24 protein-coding genes are annotated in these 20,019 nt (G+C 49.7%); 2 read left to right on the plus strand and 22 right to left on the minus strand.

Annotated features, from left to right (window positions below):
- The 22 genes from ACMGGU_RS10540 to ACMGGU_RS10645 all read right to left on the minus strand — a co-directional run bounded on the left by ACMGGU_RS10540 (window position 1) and on the right by ACMGGU_RS10645 (window position 15,937).
- Window positions 1-351 carry a hypothetical protein gene (locus ACMGGU_RS10540; RefSeq protein ID WP_159125294.1) on the minus strand — a complete coding sequence of 117 codons (351 nt, stop codon included), beginning with the start codon at window positions 349-351 and terminating at the stop codon, window positions 1-3.
- Window positions 351-833: a DnaT-like ssDNA-binding protein gene (locus tag ACMGGU_RS10545; RefSeq protein ID WP_420300524.1), complete on the minus strand. Its 483-nt coding sequence runs from the start codon at window positions 831-833 to the stop codon at window positions 351-353. Before ACMGGU_RS10545 ends, ACMGGU_RS10540 begins: the two co-directional genes overlap by 1 nt.
- Before the next feature lie 36 nt (window positions 834-869).
- On the minus strand, window positions 870-1,199 hold the full coding sequence (locus ACMGGU_RS10550; RefSeq protein ID WP_420300973.1) for an Ig-like domain-containing protein: 330 nt from the start codon (window positions 1,197-1,199) through the stop codon (window positions 870-872).
- On the minus strand, window positions 1,151-2,104 hold the full coding sequence (locus ACMGGU_RS10555; protein ID WP_069719113.1) for a major capsid protein: 954 nt from the start codon (window positions 2,102-2,104) through the stop codon (window positions 1,151-1,153). The genes ACMGGU_RS10550 and ACMGGU_RS10555 overlap by 49 nt, the downstream gene beginning before the upstream one ends.
- Before the next feature lie 11 nt (window positions 2,105-2,115).
- Window positions 2,116-2,886 (minus strand): hypothetical protein, encoded by a 771-nt coding sequence (locus tag ACMGGU_RS10560; protein ID WP_046092055.1) that lies wholly within the window; start codon window positions 2,884-2,886, stop codon window positions 2,116-2,118.
- Between the two features lie 80 nt (window positions 2,887-2,966).
- A complete protein-coding gene (locus ACMGGU_RS10565; protein ID WP_348554869.1) occupies window positions 2,967-4,064 on the minus strand; it encodes a phage minor head protein in 1,098 nt (365 codons plus the stop codon).
- A gap of 1 nt (window position 4,065) precedes the next feature.
- Complete coding sequence (locus ACMGGU_RS10570) at window positions 4,066-5,454, minus strand: DUF4055 domain-containing protein (protein ID WP_420300525.1); 1,389 nt, start codon at window positions 5,452-5,454, stop codon at window positions 4,066-4,068.
- A 1-nt stretch (window position 5,455) separates the two neighbouring features.
- Window positions 5,456-6,763, minus strand: a complete 1,308-nt coding sequence (locus ACMGGU_RS10575) for a terminase large subunit domain-containing protein (protein ID WP_420300526.1) — start codon at window positions 6,761-6,763, stop codon at window positions 5,456-5,458.
- Window positions 6,741-7,733: a terminase small subunit gene (locus ACMGGU_RS10580; protein WP_420300527.1), complete on the minus strand. Its 993-nt coding sequence runs from the start codon at window positions 7,731-7,733 to the stop codon at window positions 6,741-6,743. Before ACMGGU_RS10580 ends, ACMGGU_RS10575 begins: the two co-directional genes overlap by 23 nt.
- 451 nt (window positions 7,734-8,184) lie before the next feature.
- On the minus strand, window positions 8,185-8,598 hold the full coding sequence (locus ACMGGU_RS10585) for an Ivy family c-type lysozyme inhibitor (RefSeq protein ID WP_100121971.1): 414 nt from the start codon (window positions 8,596-8,598) through the stop codon (window positions 8,185-8,187).
- Between the two features lie 388 nt (window positions 8,599-8,986).
- Complete coding sequence (locus ACMGGU_RS10590) at window positions 8,987-9,505, minus strand: hypothetical protein (RefSeq protein WP_045371018.1); 519 nt, start codon at window positions 9,503-9,505, stop codon at window positions 8,987-8,989.
- A complete protein-coding gene (locus ACMGGU_RS10595) occupies window positions 9,502-10,038 on the minus strand; it encodes a lysozyme (protein ID WP_234098956.1) in 537 nt (178 codons plus the stop codon). Before ACMGGU_RS10595 ends, ACMGGU_RS10590 begins: the two co-directional genes overlap by 4 nt.
- Window positions 10,038-10,340: a hypothetical protein gene (locus ACMGGU_RS10600; protein ID WP_196367702.1), complete on the minus strand. Its 303-nt coding sequence runs from the start codon at window positions 10,338-10,340 to the stop codon at window positions 10,038-10,040. The genes ACMGGU_RS10595 and ACMGGU_RS10600 overlap by 1 nt, the downstream gene beginning before the upstream one ends.
- A gap of 1,079 nt (window positions 10,341-11,419) precedes the next feature.
- On the minus strand, window positions 11,420-11,611 hold the full coding sequence (locus ACMGGU_RS10605; RefSeq protein ID WP_126328676.1) for a hypothetical protein: 192 nt from the start codon (window positions 11,609-11,611) through the stop codon (window positions 11,420-11,422).
- Window positions 11,612-11,803: 192 nt separating this feature from the next.
- A complete protein-coding gene (locus tag ACMGGU_RS10610) occupies window positions 11,804-12,619 on the minus strand; it encodes an antitermination protein (protein ID WP_420300528.1) in 816 nt (271 codons plus the stop codon).
- On the minus strand, window positions 12,616-12,978 hold the full coding sequence (gene rusA, locus ACMGGU_RS10615) for a crossover junction endodeoxyribonuclease RusA (RefSeq protein WP_420300529.1): 363 nt from the start codon (window positions 12,976-12,978) through the stop codon (window positions 12,616-12,618). The genes ACMGGU_RS10610 and rusA overlap by 4 nt, the downstream gene beginning before the upstream one ends.
- A 2-nt stretch (window positions 12,979-12,980) precedes the next feature.
- Window positions 12,981-13,187: a hypothetical protein gene (locus ACMGGU_RS10620; protein ID WP_025913038.1), complete on the minus strand. Its 207-nt coding sequence runs from the start codon at window positions 13,185-13,187 to the stop codon at window positions 12,981-12,983.
- Window positions 13,187-13,789: a DUF1367 family protein gene (locus tag ACMGGU_RS10625; RefSeq protein ID WP_420300530.1), complete on the minus strand. Its 603-nt coding sequence runs from the start codon at window positions 13,787-13,789 to the stop codon at window positions 13,187-13,189. The genes ACMGGU_RS10620 and ACMGGU_RS10625 overlap by 1 nt, the downstream gene beginning before the upstream one ends.
- A gap of 39 nt (window positions 13,790-13,828) precedes the next feature.
- Window positions 13,829-14,071, minus strand: a complete 243-nt coding sequence (locus ACMGGU_RS10630; protein ID WP_420300531.1) for a hypothetical protein — start codon at window positions 14,069-14,071, stop codon at window positions 13,829-13,831.
- A gap of 106 nt (window positions 14,072-14,177) precedes the next feature.
- Window positions 14,178-14,402 (minus strand): DinI-like family protein, encoded by a 225-nt coding sequence (locus ACMGGU_RS10635; protein WP_420300532.1) that lies wholly within the window; start codon window positions 14,400-14,402, stop codon window positions 14,178-14,180.
- A 256-nt stretch (window positions 14,403-14,658) separates the two neighbouring features.
- On the minus strand, window positions 14,659-15,144 hold the full coding sequence (locus tag ACMGGU_RS10640; protein WP_420300533.1) for a hypothetical protein: 486 nt from the start codon (window positions 15,142-15,144) through the stop codon (window positions 14,659-14,661).
- Window positions 15,131-15,937, minus strand: coding sequence for a winged helix-turn-helix domain-containing protein (locus tag ACMGGU_RS10645; RefSeq protein WP_420300534.1), 807 nt, complete (start codon window positions 15,935-15,937; stop codon window positions 15,131-15,133). Before ACMGGU_RS10645 ends, ACMGGU_RS10640 begins: the two co-directional genes overlap by 14 nt.
- 342 nt (window positions 15,938-16,279) lie before the next feature.
- On the opposite strand from ACMGGU_RS10645, the gene ACMGGU_RS10650 reads away from it, so the two are divergent.
- Together ACMGGU_RS10650 and ACMGGU_RS10655 are read left to right on the plus strand one after the other, a co-directional pair.
- Window positions 16,280-17,077 (plus strand): EAL domain-containing protein, encoded by a 798-nt coding sequence (locus ACMGGU_RS10650; protein WP_420300535.1) that lies wholly within the window; start codon window positions 16,280-16,282, stop codon window positions 17,075-17,077.
- A 45-nt stretch (window positions 17,078-17,122) separates the two neighbouring features.
- On the plus strand, window positions 17,123-19,903 hold the full coding sequence (locus ACMGGU_RS10655; RefSeq protein WP_420300536.1) for an autotransporter outer membrane beta-barrel domain-containing protein: 2,781 nt from the start codon (window positions 17,123-17,125) through the stop codon (window positions 19,901-19,903).
- The last annotated feature ends 116 nt before the right edge of the window (window positions 19,904-20,019 follow it).

Here is a 20,019-nt window from a genome sequence, read left to right on the forward strand (position 1 = left end):
CTATGTCCTCAACTGAGATTTGTAGCAGAGCACCACCGCACCCGGTTTCACGGGGTTAGGTTTAACTACGCGGTGGCTTACGCCGTCCACGACGATCAGATCGCCGGTTTTAATTTCCTTCTCAGCAGTGAAGACAATCCGAATATCGCCGTTTTCAATGACGGTTCCATCAATTTCGCCTGGCGCGTAATCCGTCTTCACTCCTATGGCGGTGAACTGGATATCCTCGGAACGATGCTCCACACCACCGATGACGATTAACGTGCCCTTACGCGTGACATCGTATGCAATGCCGTTCTGCTTGAGCATGCGAGTCGTTGTCGCCTGCATTCTCTGATAGTTGATGGCCATTACGCGCGCTCCGCGAAAGTATTGATTGCATATCCACGCCCACCAGCTAGGTCGCCCAGAATAGCCATTACCGCCGGGTAAGTTGGCGTAAACACCTCACCGTCGGCAACCGCATAAGTCATGGTTACGGCGCCTTCGACACGTTCGGTTTTAACCGCGGCCTCACGAACGCTTGAAAGCAGATCGCCCTCAATCGCCTCGATAGCCAGCATGCATTGTGCGGTGATAACCTGCCGCGGCACCTGGTCGGGTGGGAAGTCGTGTCCATCCAGAATGACATTTGCGCGTGGCCAGGCCAGCGGCTGTCGAGGGTCTGCTTTGGAACCTACCCAATCAAGACCTTCCAGGTAGTCCATCGCCTTAATCAGTAATGGTGTGAGCTTTTCAGGCAGCTCAACTCCTCTCAGCACGGCAAATGACGCCAGTTCATCTTCACTGGCGTAACTGTTAACGTCAGCGGCGGTGATATCAGTAATAATCATCTGAGCATCCGTTGAATGGGGCTTACGCCCCATCGGTTAGCCTGCAGCAAGTGCGGTGAAGGTGATTTCCTCACTCGATTTAGCAACACCATCAACAGTACCGGTGACTGTGAAAGTACCTGCTGTATCAGAGGTAAGTTTGACCGTGGCCCCACCAGCAGAGCCGGTTTGCGAACTGGCAGTGCTAAGCGTGCCGCCGGTTGAATTCCAGGCAACGGTTTTGCCGGAAAGACCTGCGCCATTCAGCGTGTACTTCAGAGAAACAGTTACCGCGTCTGTGCTGTCAGCAGTTGCGGAGGTTTTATCCGCTGACAGCGTTACTCCCCCACTGCGGATTCCAGTTTGATCAGCACGCCTGCCGTTGATTTGTTACTGGTGAAATGCTTCTTCCAGTTACCTGCAGTGCCGATTTTGGTCAGGTCCGGGTTGTCGCCTTTGGAGGTATCCCAGCTGTAACCCAGCAAATCGACATTAACAACGCCTTCAGCACGGTAGCCGATCGCCAGGTTTTCCTGATCGTTGATGTCGTAGGAACGGAACCCCGGCGCCTGCGACTCGGTGACGGTAACCGCTCCGGCTACCAGCCCAAGGATCGCATCAGCGTCCATGGTGTCGGTCACAAGCACAGGTTTACCCAACGTACCCGGCTGCCCGCCGTAAACCACCACGCCAGCTTCTTCGTAGATTTTGTTGGCGATCGCCTCATCCACGATGTCGAAGTAAGTGGCGGAGTGCATAACGAAGAGAACAACACGGTTGAACTTGTCGCCGTACTTACGCAGGCCGCGCGTCAGGGTCTTCTTACCGTCTGTTTCGATATCGGCGGTAACCACCATGTCCGCGTTTGCGCCAATAGCAGCCGTAAGCGCCTTTAGGCCGTACTTCACGTAGCCTTCCAGCGTCGCGTCAGCCACATCAGTGCCGATTACTTCGGAGAACTCATCAACCGAGCGGCCGCGGCGTTTGAACGCTTCTTCAGTAGTTTCGTATGGACCGTATTTCCACGGTGCTTTGACGGATACGGCTTCACCGGCGCCAATCTTCTTACCCGTCACTTTTTCGGTGGAGTTAACGTCACGCGATTCGATAGAACCGCCCACTTTGTAGAAGGCTCGCTTGCGGAAGTCGCCTTCAATCAGCTCATTATCCAGCAGGATCGCACCGTTGGAGGACGCGTTGAAAATTGCGAGGTTGTCCTGGCGGCGCTCTAGGAAAGCGGTCTGCGCCAGGTCGTCATAAATGATCAGGTCACTATTAACAGTGGTAGACATGGGTTAATCCCTTATTTCGGAAGTTTGAGGAAGGCCTGCTGGCCATGCTTGCGGATGTAGTCCGCTTTGTCGCTGGCGCTCATTTCGGAACGTTTCAGGCTGCCACCACCGTTTGGTTTGTGTCCGCCCGCGCCGGTGCCTTCCGCGCGTGGGAACAGATGCGGGGCCGTCTCCTTAAGAGACTCCGCCCACTCAAGCGGGCTTAGTGGGGTTTTGCCGTCTTTACCGAACAGAACATCGCCATTTGCATCAACTGCTACGGCCTCGCCTTCGTCGTTGAGCTGGAATGTGCCTTTGGCACGCAGAATCAGATCGTCGGATGCTTCAGGCAGCGCGCCAGCTTTTGAGGCTGCTGCACGGATTGCATCGCCCAGAACTCGATCCCGGAATTTGTTGGAGAACGCTTCGGCTTTGTCGGCGCGTTCATTTGCGGCTTTGATTTGCTTATCAACGTCAGCACGCAGACGCTCGGTGCGCTTATCGAGCACCTCATCGATTTTTCCGGCGGCAATCAGCTTTGCCTCTTCGTCGTCGGAAAAACGCTGGAGGATCCCGCGCACTGCATCAGGGTCGATACCATCGAAGCGAGACAGGTTTTCTTTTTGCTGCTTGATGGTCCCCAGCAGCTCAGAGTTTTTTGATTTCAGGCCAGTGACTTCGTTGGTCACGCGCTCATCTATCAGCTTCTGGATTTCTGGGGTGATTTCGATACCACCGCCACCGCTGCCCTCGCCGCCGCTTTCAGGTGCGTAATATTTCAGAAGCATGTTTCGAATTAACATAATTTCCCCTCGGGATTTTGCCGGGCCTCGCCCATAAAAAAGCCCCGGCGGATGCCAGGGCGTGGAGTAAGATGTGATTGTTAGTTGTTTGTGCCTGAGAGCTGCTTCAGCCGTTCCAGGCTGATCCATTCGCCTTTGTCAGTGAACATATCAGTCAGGTCGATTTCACCCGCGCGGAACAGACGTCCACGCTCGGCACCCAGAACCTGATCCTGGCGTTGTGCCGACTGGCGCGCGAGCCATTCCAGATACGTGGTTTTAGCCGGTACCTGTCCATCCATGCTGGCACGACTCCCCTCGTCCATCTCATCAATATGAATGCCGAGTTCGCGCCAGGACTTGAGAATCAGGGTTTCAGTAGAACGACAGCAAAAATGAATCTTCCCGGGTCCCTGTAGGTAAGGCACCTTATGCCCGACCGGTTTGTTATCCAGGGTGTAACGCAACAGGTCACGAATAATGCAGTCGTGGCTGGTTTTATTGTCCAGCGTAGATAGCCACTGTTTACCTTTTACGATATCGCTGTTGGCGCTGGTGAAGCTGTTGCGTGCTGTGGCAGCCAGATGATTCACGGCTGTTTTAGCGATGCTGGCAGCGTTTGCCCTGCTCATCTGCAGCGCGCCGTCGCGATAATTTTTATTGGCGTGGCCGCGAACACTGCGCGCGATTGTTTCTACCGTGTCGCCGGCAAGATACCCCCTGCGGACGGCGTTCACTATCCGCGCCAGCCTGTCCGATTCCAGATTCTCCGCCCACTCACTCAGCAGCCTCCCCTGAAAGGGCTGCGCCATTGCTGCGGCATACACCATATCGGCGGTGATGCCCTGCAGAGGATAGTGAGACAGGACCTGTGATGGCAGAAGGGAATCGAACAGGCTCAGCTGATAACTGGCTTCGTTCTTTGCAAGCGCCACCAGCTCGCTCTCGAGCCCTGCCTGCATGGTGGCTACGGCCTGATGGTTAAGCTCACGCACGCTGCCCAGTAAACTCTGCAGACGGCTAACGGTGAAGCTCTCAGGAGGCAATCTGTCCAGCGCATCCAGTAGACGTGCCGACAGGTCCGCGTCCGTCTCGTTAAGCAACTTCACCATCCGGTTTGCCACTCCAGTGGCGTAGCGGCTCAACCAGACGGAATGTGCGATCGACTCATCGCGCAGGCTTTCGTTTACGGTTGCCATATCAGCCTCCGGTCAACGTGGGTGCCTGATTGCGAAGCGCATCAATAACCTCGTCCGGGCTGTCTGCCGGGTCAATGAGATCGAGCTTCTGCAGCGCGCGAATCATATCGCTATCGCGCAGCGCACCGGACTGCCAGGCGTTGACGATCGCCGTCACCATGCCCGACTCAGCAACCTTCGCAATGAATTCCTGATTGATGGTGTAACTCGTCGTTTCGCCCTTGATGCCGAGGTATTTCGCACACCAGCCAAGCGCCAGCGTATAGGCTTCAGAAACGTTTGAAACGCAGATACCGAGCACCGATGTTGAGGATGTTTGCTCACCGCTCGCCTGGGTAGCAGTCTTCGCCGTGGCGTTCTGCTCAATCAATCGGGCGCCCAGCTGCACCATGTAATCGCGTTTGCTGTCCATGGCCTCTTTAGCCAGCATGTTCGGCTGCGCCTGGGCATAGCCAAACGAGCCCTCCTTGGGAAGCAAAAGCGGTGATCGGGAACCAATTTTCACCCCCTTCTTCTCGAGGTGATCGCGCCAGCCGGTATCGAGTCCAGTCATGTACGGCTGCACCTGGCCACAGAACCACACGCTGTCCTCATAGTCAGCACTGTTTCGGTAATGACCGTGATTTATCTCCACCAGTGCAGCCAGCGGTGAATCATCAATAGTGGGATCGTTGTTCTGAGCGCCGACGAAGGTAAACGGAATTTCATCCCAGTAGTCCTTTCCTTTCGGCTTAGGGTGGTACTCACTGTCAACGGTATAGGTTCCGCTTGCGGTGCCACCAGCCCGGCGCCATACCCGGCAGATAAACCGCCCTTCTTCCAGCGCCAGTTCGCGATACTGGATTTCATCCTTGTACGCGTAACCATCTGGCTCTTCTACGCATTCGCGCAGTACCACCAGCACCAGCTGATCGCGTCCGTTAATACGCTTTGTTCGCCAGTTAATGATGTTCTCTGCCGGGTAGCGGAGGATGATTGCTTCGTCGGATTCTTCAGCGTAATCGACGTAAATGCCCTCTCGCGCAACTTCCAGCACGTTCTCGGCCACCAGCTGCGACTGCTGGTAGATACTGGTGCCGGCCCCGTCAGCATTGTCTAACAGGTAATTGAGCTTTTCAGGGCCGTTAAACGTGGGGTCCTTGCGATACGCCATCCCAAGCATGCCGATTTTCGTATTACCGGCAATGGCATAGAACACCGCGCGGCTCAGATAGTCCTCATTGCGCTTGCGATTGCGAGTGGATTTATCAGTTGGGTCGAGATAAGGCAGGTACTTATTACCCGCTGCCTTTACGGCCTCAGCTCCTTTGCAAAAGTCCCTGTATTTCCGCCAGGCAGCAGAAGCCGCCCGGTGTTCTGGTCGAACCCAGGTGATGTCGTCGTTTGCCATATCAGAAAGTGGTATCCATGGTGATTGAGTATGCCGGTTTCACGATGGGGTAATCCTTCACGATGAAGTACCCACCAGCATCATTGGGGTGATCGTTATCAGCTGATTTGTCTGGTTCGCCATTAGCCGCCCAGATTTGCTGCTCGAGGCTCTCGGTGTAAACCGGGCAGTTCTGAACGTTCACCAGATAGCGGCGTTCTCCGTTGGCGTTACAGAACATGGCGTTCATTGAGTTGATGCGGTCTTTAACCGGCGGGTTGGCATCATCAACAATGACGCTGAACCCGGCATCATTAAGCTGGGCAATATCGGTCTTGCTGGCGTTCTGCGATTTGCGTGAGTCGCCAGAGGCATCCGGATAGATGTAAATCTCCCGGCTCTTCACGTAGCGTCCATCCTCGTAGCGCCAGAACTCTTCCTGAATGCGCTTAATCATCGCCGGCGTGTCGTAGACCTTCACCAGCTCACGAACCGCGCGCGGCAGGCCGTTACGCTTAACGTGAACAATCGCGGCCATTTTCCCAACGTTGAAGTCCATACCGATAAACAGCGGATCCCCATCCTGAACCTCATCAGAACAGTTATTCAGCTTACGGTTGAACGTGTGGTATATGGTCCCGCTGTTGAGGTTGGTGAATTTTCCTCGCAGGTATGCCTGAATAAGTTCGTCAGGGTAAGAGCTCAGCAGCGATGGGATGTAATCAGGCGGTAGATTCTTCGCATTGTCGAACGTGCTGGCCTGGATCAGTCCGTATAGAGCCGCAAGCTCTGGCTTTTCACGTACCGCCTTCACGAACTGCTGGTAGACGAACTTGAACCCTTCTGGAGTTGTCGTTACATCGATGCCATTACGTAGCCCATCAACCTTGTAACGCATACGAGCGATGATTTTTCGCCACGCCTGCTGCGCTTTGGCAGCCGCCATGACGTCCAGCTCATCCACCATCGCATTACCGATTTTGAAACCGACTATCGAGCCGGGCTTCTCCATCGAGCGGCAGATGGTTGTTCCGCGGTAGCGCCGCCCCTCGTAGAAGTGAACCTCTTTGTTCCCCTCGTTGATTTTGACGGTTAGCCCCCAGTCAAAGGCCACCTCTTCAATCGTCGGATAGAAGATGTCACGAATCTGAGGGTAAGTTGGCGCAAAATAGCCCTGGTTAATCTTTGGGTGCTCCCACATCCCTTTGCAGATGCCTCCACAACCCACCCATGTCTTACCGGAACCGAACCCGGCAACGTAGGCCTTGAATTTGTGCTGCATCGCAAGGAAGCGCGCCTGAGGGATGTTAAGTGTCGGGCTGATCCCCATCGTCTGCCCTCGCATCCACTACGTTGATATTGATTGCAACTGGCGTTGGTTCATCATCCTCACCATCACTGGCCAGCTCTTTACGGAGTTTCTCGACCTCAAGCTGCCGGCGCTCGATTTCAATCTGCTGCAGGCGCTGGGCGAATTCGCTATCGGCTAGGCCAAGGCGTTTCATTACTGCTTCGAACATTCTTTCGCGGCTGATGGCTGTGATTTCGACGCCATTCTTGCCAACCTTCACGCCTGAATAGGCGAGCCGGGAAACTGCGGGAAGTTTACGTGTATCAGGGAAGTAAGGCTGGCCAATGCCGTCACCATTGCATCGCGGGCATTCAGGGTTTGGCTCTTTGTTGTGGTCGTAGCCATAGCCGCCTGTGTCTTCTGGTTGCCGGGCTCCTTCCCTTCCCTCAGCCTTTGCTGTTTCCTCATCAAACTCAACTGCATCGCGCCACTGGTAGTGGTGACCGAATCCCCAGCAATAACGACACGCACCGCGGCGATATTGCGAAAGCTGGTTTGCATCGAAAGTGGCGAGCTGCCACATCTGCGCAAGGACTTCATCAGCACTTCCAAGCGTGCGCGCAATGGACGCTTTTTGCTGCTGCGCAATGGCCTGCGCAACGTTAGGATTCGCTATGAGCTGACGACCGTAATTTGGGTCGCTATAACCAGCACGTGCAGCGGCAGCGGTGGCGTTATTGTCCTTCAGGTACTCCGCGACAAATAAACGCTGCTGAGCGGTAAGTCCATCATCTTCCACCAGCTCATTTGCGCTTTTATCTTTCTGCGCAGTGCGCACTATCTTTCGCGGGTAAATTTTTGTATTTTGCGCAGCAGTTTTCTTGATATAGCGGCGAGCAGTTACATAATTAAGGTTATGTGCCTCGCACCATTCCTTAGGGGATATGCCAGTAGCAGCGTGATCAGACAGGAACCGCTTCTGCAGCTCGCCCCAGTCCGGCTTAGCCATTGTTACCTCTAAACTGAATGAACTTTAGACGTCACTCACAGCTTCAGTATTTGAAGCAATGAAGTATTTTTCTCAAAGAAATCTTGAAATGAGGATTTAAGTTTATGAAATATGTATAACTACGATGACGTACATAAAATCAAGGCCAATCTCGAGTGGATAGTGCATCAAGCCTCTGCCCGGTCTCCTTTGCGCACTGAGCATGATCAATTAGTGATTTCCGATCTAATGGAACTCATCCAGACATATGAAACTCTTCTTGACCTCGTAAGCAAATTTGGTGCTTCTGTCTTAAATTCGGAAATCATAGCGGGTCTATCAATCACAGAGGAATTCATCGCTAAAGTTAAGCGAAATGAGGGTGCGATGTGAGCGACCAACACACTGAGTGGCGATTGATTTGTGTTTTGAAGCTTCAAACTGGTGGATTACAGTTTGAAGCTTGGGTTATTTAATTGCCGTACAGTCGATTTAAAAGCGCATTTTTCATCGCATTAGAATCAATCGGATCCACGTTTAACCAGGTCAATGTCTCACGATTCTTTTCTGCATTGAAATCAGAAAACACACCATGAATATCACCGCTATCAGGTGAGTAGAGAACAGCAATATTCTGTTCTGGACAACTGTGTGGTTTACACCCTGACAGTGCAATATACTTTTTTCCCGCAACTGTTACTTCGGTTGATGGCGTGCTCGTGCCACCACTTTTTACCCATGCAGGTAGTTTGTTTTTACTAATCAGCTGGGAGTAGCTTTTAGACGTGCTTTTTGCACTGGCGAAATCAGAAAGATACTGCCCCTCGTCGGCAAGAGCACTGAAAGATACAAAAGCCATAGCAGCGATAAACACTTTACCTTTCATATTAATCCTCATTCCATAAAGACATCTCAACACTATACCTTAGCGGCTACTATGTCAGCCCTACAGTTAGCTAGAGGATTCCATATTACTGCCTATCCCAAGTGATTAACTCAGAATCATCCTAATAGCTACCGCTTATGCTTGTTGATTACGGACTGCTTGCCAGACTATTCAAGACTCTGATGAGGAGTTTGCCAACTCCAGGGAAACATCCATAAAAAGAGCAAGTGAAACTGAGACTCTGGTAGCCCTCCTTGTGAGGGCATTTTTTTACAATGCTGCGCTTCGCTTGTTAAATATTGAGTCTTTTCTACAATTTAATAGTGCTTTGCTATGTCAGGTAAAGCCGTCGTTCAGGAATACCCGTGTGCTCAAGGACGAGCCATCCCTAATTCTTTCTTTCCAACTCGATCTGCCTTATGCCAGCGAAATTATTGTTGCCCTTTTCAATTACAGCCAGTAGCGGCTTAATCCACAATACTGCCTGGCAGTACGTCATGGAGTTGGTGGCAACGGCACGATCATCGGCTGTGTCAGGTCCATTGGAATCGGTGTGCATGGCGCTGGCACGTAAACGGTGCGCGTATTTGAGCAACCCACCAGCAATGTCAGCAGGAACAGGCAGATCACAGGTTTTTTCACGGCGGAAAATCTCCCGGTATTCGATTACGGTTTCTTCGGTGCTGGAATCAATCAGGGAGTTGAGCCTATTGGCATGTTCTGCAACCTGATTGAATCGATTGAAGTTGAATGCCTGGGTAGCGATAACCTGCCCCTGCAGAGAATTGTCACTTCGCAGAACGTCGTTTTCGCTTTGAAGATTACTGGCCTCCGAGCAGCTCCGAACGAGGGCAACCGAAAGGCCAGCAATAATGACAACGCCGATAATACCCGGATTAATTTTCACTGGTCTATCCCCCAGCACGCCAAAGCACTTTCCTGGTCTCGCCGTTCTACCTGACCATAGCAGCCGTTCTTCTGGCCTTTGGTTAGCCTGCAGTCGCGACCACCGTCTCTAATCCACCAGCGAATTGCCTCGCATGCCCCGTGGCGGTCACCGGCATTGATGCGCTTATAGAACGTGGACGGGAAGCACTTACCCGGCCCGATGTTGTACGGACAGAAAGATGCAATCCCAGCTTTCTGCGGTTCGGTAAGCGGTACCGAAATATTACGGTCAACCCATGCCAGAGCCTTATTGCGTTCGATAGCATTCACCTGATTGCATTTGGCCTGTGTCAATTTCATGCCCTGCACAACCGGTTTACCATCAACCATCGTTGCGCCGCGGCAAATAGTCCAAATACCACCGCCATCTTTGTACGCCGTGAGGCTGTTACCTTCTTTCTCATTCAGAAACTGATCGAGAATAACTGACGCCGGTGCGCCAGCCAGTACTAGGCCCAGAACTGCTGTACTCAACTTTGCTCTGGATCTCATCACTCACCTTCCTTTTGTAAGGCCTCAACGACCACGCTTGCAGCGGCAGGACGCTCTTGAATGGGTTTATCACCAACGCCTTTCAGGTAGTCATTGACCATTTTTGTTCGCTTCTCATCCTCTCTGCGCCTGCGGTTTGCATCTACCCGCCCGTTAATGTACGAGGCTAGCGAGATAAGCAGACCAGCAGCGCCAAAGAACATGAACACCAGATCCTGAGTGGTAAATCCAATGGCTGACGCCAGAGCTGCTACCCACGCGAAGAACTGCGTGAAGATGTTCCCTGAATCATTCATTTTCATGGTCTCTCACCTCGCTAGGTGCGGGTGCTGATTTTGGAATAAAAAAAGGCCGCCAAACGGCTGCCTTGTGAGGATTGAAATCTGCTGCAGCTTCCTTCTCCTGAGAAGTGCAATAAATTAAATAATCCTTAAGAAGAGCTATTTAACCCCTTAAAATAATTAACTTTTCACATAGTTTTTAACTGTTATCATTTGCGTTAAGTTAATGACTTATCCTCGTAGGGAAAAAAGAGATACAAGCAGGTAGCACTGGCATTATTCATGCGGAGAAGATTGATGTCGTTCTCCGCACTTTTTTTTTGTGCACTGAGCTAGCTATCAAATGTCCACCAGCCATTACATTAGTGCCAGAAACATGACTAGATATTTAGCCCCCTATTTCTTTCCTACCCCATTCAGAAAATTTGAATGGATAGAAAAAAAGCCCGCTCTTTTGAAACGGGCCAATGAGTTGACTATTTGTAAGGTAGGTGTGAGTAAGACTTATGCTCAGAGGTGAAGCTGTATGGGCTGATTCACTATCGGTCCAGGAGAATCACTGGGCATTCAGTTACTTCCCACAACTCAAAGCGTAGCAGCAGTTTGCAAAACCATAAAAAAGGCCTGCGTTTAATGGCAGGCTCTCAAGGAATTTGAAACTTGTATTGTTATTGTCATGGTGCCGGGTGCCTCCCGGTGACTCTACCCCAGTCAGCAAAGCCGCGCGCATACCTGCAGATAGCAGTTGACTGGAACGCCCTTTCGCTTAGAAAGGATTCACCACGTGAATAAATTACGATTAATTCATTCACCCGGTCAATACTGTTCACCATTCACAAAAAAAAGCCTGCTCGGACAAGCAGGCATAAATAGCTAGTTGGCAATAACTGAGGGAGTGGTGCCGGGTGCCTCCCGGTGGAAATGACCACAGCATTCATTTCCGCGCGCTGGTTGGACACTCTGGAGAAATGTCCTGCTGAACCGCCCCTCCGCTTAGGGGGATCCACCACAAAAACGCTTTCAGAAACATCCATTCCGCAGGATGCTTATGAAGCATATGTGCAGTATGGAGAATCTGCCACGTAATCAGGTGAATATATTCATTTAAATGGTACAGGCAGAGGGCCTTCAATCACCTCGGCCTCTCCGTTGTCGCAGATGTCGTCACCCTGTGTCAGGTGCCAAATGCCATTACAAGTTAGTCCCGTCTCAAGGTCTTCTGTAACACCATTGCTAAAGTAAGCAACCTGAATCCTGCCGTTGTGCTGTATCCAGTAGAAGCCTTCTTCCATTTTCCCTCCTGCGTGATTGGGAAAATTATAGGTGACCGCGGGCTTGTGCGGTTTTAGAAATTCTTAAATCTCTATTAAGCAAAAAGCCCCACGGGGTTAACCGCAGGGCTTTAAACGAAGGCAATGACCCATCGTTAGAGCAAAATTACCACAGATTCGGGAAAAGTAAATAGCTCACGATAAAATAACGTCCTATTTTGTTATCTGCTTAAGCTGCGCATCAGCCCATGCTTCTTCGATGTCAAACTTGGTGATTAGCTGATCGTAAAATGGCTTAACAGACTTCTTCCAGGTATCGAGGCTGATTGCATCAGTTATCTGGCACACCGCAGCGTAAGCCTCAGTTGAGGGGATACGCTCATATCCACGTCCGCCGCAGCGCTTACAGTCGGCAATAATTGGCACGCCCTGCTTTTCAGTGAGGTCTTGATTCACTGCTTTACCGCGCCCGTGGCAGTCTTTGCAGGCGCAACTGACCACTTTTTTCCCCTTGCAGGTCGAGCAAAGTACCTTAGCGACTTCTTTCACCTGGCGCTTAACCTCGAAATCACTCGGAGATTGCTTAAGGTCTTTTGCCCACTGTGGAAGCTTCATGGTGTAGTGCGATTTCATCGTGAAAACATCAGCCTCAATGAATCCTTGACCCGAGCAGCAATCACACTGTTTCACGCTGGCGGCGCTGCGGGAATAGTCCTCGAACGCGAAGGTGGCCAGCTGATGCATCACCAGTGGTTTAACCCCTGGCTCCAGCTTGCGCAGCGCCGCCACCCGATCGCACTTAGTCAGCGCATACTGGGCCAGCAACTCGATCGCCCTCTCCCGGTCATTGTTGCTGATACCCATCTTCCCGAGAAAGGCGCTATAACCCAAGGCTGCCCGTTCCTGCGTCATACCCATAGCGGCCATGATATCCGTTCCGGTTAATGAGTCTGACGCCGTTGCACGCGGAGAGTCGCTAATCATTGTCGATTTGGCAAAGTGATATTTGAGGGTGCTTTCAAGGTTCATGCGGTCTCCATCTCGGTAATGGTGAGTTCTAATTTCCCGCCCTTAACGACAGGCATTTTCACAACGCGATAGTCGACAACCTGGCAGTCATCCCGCCAGAATCCCGCCTTGGTCAAAGCGTCAAATGCAGCTTTCTGCAGGTTATCCAGATCACGGCGCCGGCGGTCGGGCATGTGATATTCAATGCGTATTTTGAGTGGTGCAGCCGTCCGGATATTAAGCCGGGCGCTTCGAATGACACTGGCAACCGCGTAGCGGTACGCTACACCATCAGCGCTAATGTGCGTGCGCCCGCGGTTGTGCCGGTAATACCGGTTGTTGCTCGGCGGCCAGGGCAAAGAGATTTGATATGTCTTCACGTTCACCCCCACATCCGGTTTCGCCAGCGACTGTCCGGGCGCGCTGGTGTATTTGAGGTCGGCAGGAATGCACTGACAGTCCAGGTCACGTAATCCGGGTTAAGACTGCGCTCGACGCGCACGCCGCGCGCTTTGTAACGCTTGACCAGTTCGTCGGCCTGTTCGGTGCTGCAATCGGTGTGGTGGAACCAAGTTTTCTTCATCCCCATTACCCCGCAAAGCCAAGCAGCTGCGCGGCGACGTTTTCAGCCTCATCGCGACTGCGGAATGAACGGGACAAGACCCAGCGCCAAAGTACATCGAGCGCAGCTTTATAGAGCTGCTGGAACTCGAGTTCGTCCATGTTGGCGAATGAGATGCTGCGAGGATGCTTTTTGAGTGTTCCGTCTGGCAGCTGAATGGCATCAAAGTGCCCTGCCTCAACGATGACCCATGAGCGGTAAGCATCGAAGGATTTGCACAGGCTAATGCCATTTGTGACGCGCCGATAAGCAACCTGCTCAAGATACTGCTCAGCAGCATCGATTAGCGCGCCCTCATTCCCGCCATAAGAAGCCAGGAATTTCGCGTAGCCGATAATCAGCTTCCGCTCGTTGCTAGAAATAGCCCCGCCGGTTGGTTCCCAGTATTCAAAACCGAGATTGAGAAGCGCGAAAAAGCGCCGATGAAATGCAGGGTTTCGTACCCGCCTGAACTCGGCAACAAGAACATCGCCGAGCCGGGTTTTTGATTGCAGGATATCGTTGGTCTCGGGGGTAGCCGGGATCAGTATTCCTGAGTGGTGTTTGATAAGTTGTAATTCTAGCGCCATGGTTCTCTCCGTGGCGCATCAGGTATAGGGTGTTCAGGCCTATGAAAGAATAATATCAGACGGTGGTGTAACTCGGTACCCCAGTCGTTTTGCAAATTGCATAAACCCGTTGAGAGTGAATATTTCTTCCTCTTCGAGTAACGGTCGTAATGAAACTATTCCATTTACTCGATAAACCAGATATCTCCCTTCCGCCGGGAAGCTACAGATAACTGCGTTATCGGCCCTTCTGACCACGTCGTACCATTGATCATCTGCATTAAAGGCATCTGCACTACACACTATTTCCCCCAGAGCGACTTATTGACGCGGTAAACAGTAATCGGGAACAGCCCGGGGAACGCAAACAGCGATACTCTTTGAAACTGCTCCAGTGAAATTCACGCGATTAATTAAACCACTCGTCAGCGCTTTCCCAGGTCTCCTGCACGATATGTTCGACCTCTTTCTTTTCGCCTCCGAAAACAGTCAGCCCATCATTGCTGGCACGCTTGATCGTTAGCTGACAATTATAGAACTGCTTGCTGAGCCTTTTGAGCAGTTCTGACTCGGGTGCAGGTATAGCCCCATCAGGAAGTTTCTTCATGCGATCAATGGTTAACTCAATTTTCATTTTTCCCTCCGCAATGAACTACTGTATGCATATACAGTATATTTATAAACGTATCTCTCGGTTTTTGCAACGCTTTAACAGCTCACTAATCACAAGGATGATGAAACAGCCAAGCAAACTACTGGCGGCTTCTTAACGCGGATTTAATGGAAGCCTAAAGTTCTTCTGGATGGAAGTTCGGGGAGAAAATCAGGTTGATTTGTGGCTCTTCTGCTGTTCGGGGTATTCGCACGCAGCAGGAAGAGCCGGTTAAGTCTCATCTGTTTACGCAAAGCGCAAACGGGGACTGCAGGTTTCCTATCAGCCAGCCATTACTTGTAGGCTCTATCTTAAGCTGGCGAACGGTACCTTCAGGAACGTAAAAGAAGCTGCTTTTGAAACTTTCATCATCAGCAGTATCGCGTGGATTTTTAACGTAGCGTGTATCGGTCAGTGAAATCTCACCCGGCCTGTTCATCTCATAGCTAAAGAGAATTGTACGTGAGATTACATTAACACCTTTGTCTGACTGGATATTACCCGACAGGACAGCCTGGCCATCGTGGTTTTTATCCAAACGGAAAACAAACTCCAGCGTAGCGATGAAATCAGGTTCATGGTGGTTATAACGTACTATTGTGGAACAGTTTACATTTAACGCACTCTGTTTTTGATGCATGTGAACATAGAACCATACCGATAACGCCAGGATGATCATTAAAATTACGGCCAGCACCCCTGTTTTTTTATTAATTGCGTTCATAACCACTCCAGTAGTTATTGAGGCAGGAAATGTATTTATCATTTCTGGCTGTACATCGACTAATAAAAGCTCGACCTTTGTTGCCGTAAAGATATGACTCAGAAACCTGGTACAAAAATGATGTTCCCTCAAGACAGTTAATACCACTCCCCTTCGCCAACTCGATGAACAATTCCTTTTTTTGTTCAGAAAGCGATGCGGAGTTTCTTTGTACAGTGTATACAGGGCACGAACCATAGTTAAAGAGAAAATAAGTCTTCAATTCTCTTACCTGAGTCAAATCTTTTGATGGAACCCTAAGCCCTAACATAATTAAGATCGCGCTTATTAAAACGACTGCCAGTGACAGAGCGATAGGTAATTTTCTGTATTTGACTCGCGCCGGAGATCGTTCTTTTACTACTTGCGCATCATTTTTATCATCTTCTAACCGAGACTCATCCTCAATAGTGGGTTGAGTCAAAACTCTCACCTCGACATCACTATTAAACATAAAACCAACGCGAGGCACAGTAGTAATACACTCCTCGACAATCCCAAGCTGTACGAAATGCTTTCTCAGTTCGGAGATATATTTGTTCAGCGTGTGACTAGAAGAACGGAGGCCATGAGCATCCCAGACGCTTTCCAGAAGTTCGTTTCGGGTCAGCACCTGACCATGCTTTTCCAGAAGACATGCAAGAAGTCTGTTCATTGTCAGGGTCAGAATGACAGTAGAGCCCTCGTCTCCGGATGGCCATATAGCACCATCTTCCGAGCGATAGAAAACCCTATTATCAATCACGAAAACCATCTCTGACTCCTTATCCATGATGGTAATTGAATGGTTTCTCTCGTTTCTCCAACTTACGGAAACCCATCAGCTTCTTTCCTTCATCCTAGCACAGCCAGGCGTAGCAGCAGTTTTTGCAGTCATATTGCTTGTAAATGGATCAACACTCAGAGCATTGATTTGTAATTTAACAAATTACCGATACATATAGCTGCATTACGTTTTTGGTTGATAGGATTATTCGCAGAAGTGAATGAGCAGGTTCTTAATCTTCAGGACGAGTCATCCGCCCTACCTCCATTCACAGCCCCGGGAACGAAGAGACCGCTCGGGTAGCGAATCCAGTAGATAAGGAGCGACATTATGATAAGCACCAAAATGCTCATGAAAGCAGAACGTTTCTTCATCAAAGCTCGTACATTGATTAGAGAAACAATCTTATCAGCGGAACTGACCAATGCTGAATTTGTACCCTTTATCCAGCCCGTATGTAAGGGAGATAAGATCGTAGGCGGAGAGGTATTACTCAGAGTTCTCAAAGATGGGATTTACCAATCTCCCGAAAAATACCTTTCGGCAATGGAATCATGTGAGGTGATTAATGATGTCACTTGCAGTCTGATGTCTGATGTTAAAACATTTTTCGAAGGCTATGAAGGTACTCTACCTGATGACTTTTATCTCTCCTTCAACATCTGTGCGAGACAGTTGAACTCTTCAAGAGTTATTGAAGCAGTGACGGACTTTAAGAAAACATTCGACGGACGCATTTCTGTCACGCTGGAAATTGTCGAACGCGGAACAATGAACCTGGACGACTTTGCACTCGAGGCTATGCAGCAACTTACTGAGTCAGGTGTGCGATTTGCGATTGATGATTTCGGCAGCGGGAGTTCATGCCTTAAATATATTGAACATGCAGGTTTCTCAACTATCAAGATTGATAAATGCCTCACAATTGCCAGCAATGGATCATTAATCTATTCCGCGGTGATTGATTCAATTATCACTCTCGCAGAGCGGCTACAAATTCATGTCATTGCTGAAGGTATAGAAAATAAAGAACAACTATCGCTTTTGAAAGATAAAGGGGTGGATATTTTTCAGGGTTATCTATTTTCAAAACCTGTAAGCATGAACGAGTTTTCCTCACATCTTTAACAGTTCATTTATCACGACACTTATTACTTATATATTGGAGTAACTATGAAATTCAGACTTTCAAAAGTGGCTATTGCTTTAGCCACAATAATTAGTTTCGTTTCATCAGGAAATGCTGTAGCGGTAGACTACCTTGTTCCCGCTGGAGCAGTTGAATCTAACGTTATTTTAAACACAGATGACATTCAAAATGTATATGGAATGTCAGTAAACACTGAAATAAACGATGGCCTACAAGCAATATATCAAGGGGGTGTAGCCATTAACAGCACGATTAACGAAGGAGTAATGAATGTAAAAAATAGAGGGTCAGATAATGGCACAACTATAAATGGAGGGACATTGGTCACAGATGGCTATACATCTGGAACTGTCATGCACAGTGGAACAATACAAGCAAGCAGAACAAGCACATTAAGAGACATAACATTACATGGTGGTGAGATATCCACTTCCGGTTATGTATCGAACATCTCATTACATAATAGCATAATGTCAATAAAAAGTAATAGTTCATCAATAGATGGAACGCGTATTTATGATGGTGGCTTCCAAGAAATACGAGACACTTACGGAGTAACAACAGGAAAAATAACCAACACTGAGATATATGGCGGGGGAAGGCAATTCGTCTATAGCGGCCATATTGATGGCGTTGACATATACAATGGAGGACATCAACAAATTTCCTATTCAGAGGAAAATTCTATAATCACCAACGTAAAAATTCATGAAGGAGGAACACAAACTTCTACAGGTGGAGTTATAAACGGAGTTGAGATTAATGGTGGTTTACAGACCCTGGCTGGATACGGTGTTACCGGATTAGTGAGTCAAGTATCAAATGTAACCATTAAAAATAATGGTCACCAGGAAATTAAAAATGGAACTGTCAAAAACACTGACACTATCAATGGAACACAGAATTTACACTATGCTATAAATTTGCCCTACCCTTTTGACATGGATGGGATTGCACTAGCCGTTAGCACAACTGTACACAACAAAGGAGTTCAAATTGTTGGTAGAGATACTCAAACCCATTTCGATGGGTATGAAATTAGAAAAGCAAGTGTAATCGATACAAATATCCTTGAGGGTGGAAACCAATTTGTATATGAGCACGGCACAACTACCGATACTAAAGTTAATGGAGGAAAGACTTGGCTCTTTACTGGTGCACTTGCCGATGGGAAAACACAAATTTACGACGCAGGTGAAATGGTTATGGAAGCAGGCTCCCGTGCTACTGATATTGCAATTAATGGCGGAACGCTTTCTATTACCGATCTGACAGATGAGACATCCAGCCTGACGCCGGCACAGGTCGATAAGCTGACAATGGATGGAGGTTCTGTCTCCTTCCTGCGCGACAGCGAAGGCGAATTCGCAGCGCTGAACATTACTGAACTTAACGGAACCGGGAACTTTCTATTTAATTCCTCTCTGGCTGAGCGTAACTCTAACTTTGTGACTATTGAGCAGGGTTCTGGTCATTTTGGTATTGCTGTATCCGACTCAGGAAAAGATATATCAGATCATACGGATCTGACTGTAAACCTCATTCACGAACAAGGCGGTGACATTGATTTTGAGATGGTTACACCCTCCGGACGAAGTACCAGAGCCGTTGACGGCGGTACCTATATGTACACATTGTTTAGCCAGCAGGATAAGGATGGTCTGAATGGAGGCAATGTATGGTATCTCGGAGCTATGACTGATGAACCTGGTGGTGGCGAGAACCCTGGCGGTGGCGAGAACCCTGGCGGTGGCGAGAACCCTGGCGGCGGTGAGAACCCTGGTGGTGGTGAGAATCCTGGCGGCGGCGAGAACACTGGCGGCGGTGAGAACCCTGGTGGCGGTGATAACGGCAACACCGGTGGTAACGGTAACGGTGGCAAGAAGCCAATGACTACCCCTGCAACCGATGCCATTCTGGCCATGTCCAATGCAGGTCTGAACGTCATCCATTCTGAGCTGGATGGCCTGCGCACTTATCGCGCAAGTCTGGATAAATCCGGACCAGAAAGTAACGTCTGGGGTCACTACCTCGGAAGCAAAAACAATATTGATACCAGCAATGGCGCTGCTTATCAGCTCAATCAAAACGGTATGGAAATCGGGGCAGATACCCGAGCTGATTTTGAACGTGGCAGCCTCGTCACGGGCGCATTCATGTCCTACAGCGACAATAAGGTTAAACATGACCGCGGCGGCAAGAGCAAAATCGACAGCTACGGCCTTGGCCTGTATGCCACCTGGTTCGATGCCAGCGGATTCTATGTTGACGGCGTAGTTAAGGGTAACCGCCTCAACAACAAACTGAGTGCAGTCATGACCAACGGCGGTAAGACCAGCGGAGACTGGAAACAATACGCGCTTAGCACTGCAGTCGAAGGCGGCTATCAGTTCGATCTAAAAGATGACGTAAGCATCACGCCTTATGGACGCCTGGCATTTGTTCAGATGACCAGTGAGGATGTGAAACTCAGCAATGGCATGAAAGGCAATACGGGCACTCCACGCTCTGTCACAGGTGAAGCCGGTGCGAAGCTTTCCGGCAAATTCAGTCTTGGTTCAACTGAATTCAAACCTTACCTGACAGCTGCGGTTGTGCAAGAGTTTGCTGACTCAAACGAAGTCACCATCAATGAGCGCAATCGCTTCGACAACAACGTCAAAGGCACATCAGGCAAGTACGGTCTGGGCGCATCAGTCAACGTCAGTAAAGACGTAACCTTGTACGGTGAGGCTAATTATCGTCAGGGTAGCCAAATCGAAACACCAATTCAGGGTGTCGCTGGTATCCGTATCGGATTCTGATGTTACCAGAGGGGGCCTTAGGGCCCCTTTTCACATTGTTCTGAGATGTTCAGGTTTTTTTATGCCTCACATGATTTTGACGAAAGATGTATTTTTGAATAAAGCGCTGTCTGTCA

The organism is Enterobacter sp. BNK-8 (assembly GCF_048685095.1).
Taxonomy (GTDB): domain Bacteria; phylum Pseudomonadota; class Gammaproteobacteria; order Enterobacterales; family Enterobacteriaceae; genus Enterobacter; species Enterobacter quasiroggenkampii.

Bases quoted from the DNA above. Each gene is read 5' to 3' on its own strand.
- ACMGGU_RS10640 (WP_420300533.1), bottom strand. From the start codon at position 15,144: ATGAACGCAATTAATAAAAAAACAGGGGTGCTGGCCGTAATTTTAATG.
- ACMGGU_RS10645 (WP_420300534.1), bottom strand. From the start codon at position 15,937: ATGGTTTTCGTGATTGATAATAGGGTTTTCTATCGCTCGGAAGATGGT.
- ACMGGU_RS10565 (WP_348554869.1), bottom strand. From the start codon at position 4,064: ATGGCAACCGTAAACGAAAGCCTGCGCGATGAGTCGATCGCACATTCC.
- ACMGGU_RS10625 (WP_420300530.1), bottom strand. From the start codon at position 13,789: ATGGCGCTAGAATTACAACTTATCAAACACCACTCAGGAATACTGATC.
- ACMGGU_RS10655 (WP_420300536.1), top strand. From the start codon at position 17,123: ATGAAATTCAGACTTTCAAAAGTGGCTATTGCTTTAGCCACAATAATT.
- ACMGGU_RS10560 (WP_046092055.1), bottom strand. From the start codon at position 2,886: ATGTTAATTCGAAACATGCTTCTGAAATATTACGCACCTGAAAGCGGC.
- ACMGGU_RS10605 (WP_126328676.1), bottom strand. From the start codon at position 11,611: ATGGAAGAAGGCTTCTACTGGATACAGCACAACGGCAGGATTCAGGTT.
- ACMGGU_RS10575 (WP_420300526.1), bottom strand. From the start codon at position 6,763: ATGGGGATCAGCCCGACACTTAACATCCCTCAGGCGCGCTTCCTTGCG.
- ACMGGU_RS10545 (WP_420300524.1), bottom strand. From the start codon at position 833: ATGATTATTACTGATATCACCGCCGCTGACGTTAACAGTTACGCCAGT.
- ACMGGU_RS10580 (WP_420300527.1), bottom strand. From the start codon at position 7,733: ATGGCTAAGCCGGACTGGGGCGAGCTGCAGAAGCGGTTCCTGTCTGAT.
- ACMGGU_RS10585 (WP_100121971.1), bottom strand. From the start codon at position 8,598: ATGAAAGGTAAAGTGTTTATCGCTGCTATGGCTTTTGTATCTTTCAGT.
- ACMGGU_RS10650 (WP_420300535.1), top strand. From the start codon at position 16,280: ATGATAAGCACCAAAATGCTCATGAAAGCAGAACGTTTCTTCATCAAA.
- ACMGGU_RS10570 (WP_420300525.1), bottom strand. From the start codon at position 5,454: ATGGCAAACGACGACATCACCTGGGTTCGACCAGAACACCGGGCGGCT.
- ACMGGU_RS10635 (WP_420300532.1), bottom strand. From the start codon at position 14,402: ATGAAAATTGAGTTAACCATTGATCGCATGAAGAAACTTCCTGATGGG.
- ACMGGU_RS10595 (WP_234098956.1), bottom strand. From the start codon at position 10,038: ATGAGATCCAGAGCAAAGTTGAGTACAGCAGTTCTGGGCCTAGTACTG.
- ACMGGU_RS10620 (WP_025913038.1), bottom strand. From the start codon at position 13,187: ATGGGGATGAAGAAAACTTGGTTCCACCACACCGATTGCAGCACCGAA.
- ACMGGU_RS10540 (WP_159125294.1), bottom strand. From the start codon at position 351: ATGGCCATCAACTATCAGAGAATGCAGGCGACAACGACTCGCATGCTC.
- ACMGGU_RS10610 (WP_420300528.1), bottom strand. From the start codon at position 12,619: ATGAACCTTGAAAGCACCCTCAAATATCACTTTGCCAAATCGACAATG.
- ACMGGU_RS10600 (WP_196367702.1), bottom strand. From the start codon at position 10,340: ATGAAAATGAATGATTCAGGGAACATCTTCACGCAGTTCTTCGCGTGG.
- ACMGGU_RS10555 (WP_069719113.1), bottom strand. From the start codon at position 2,104: ATGTCTACCACTGTTAATAGTGACCTGATCATTTATGACGACCTGGCG.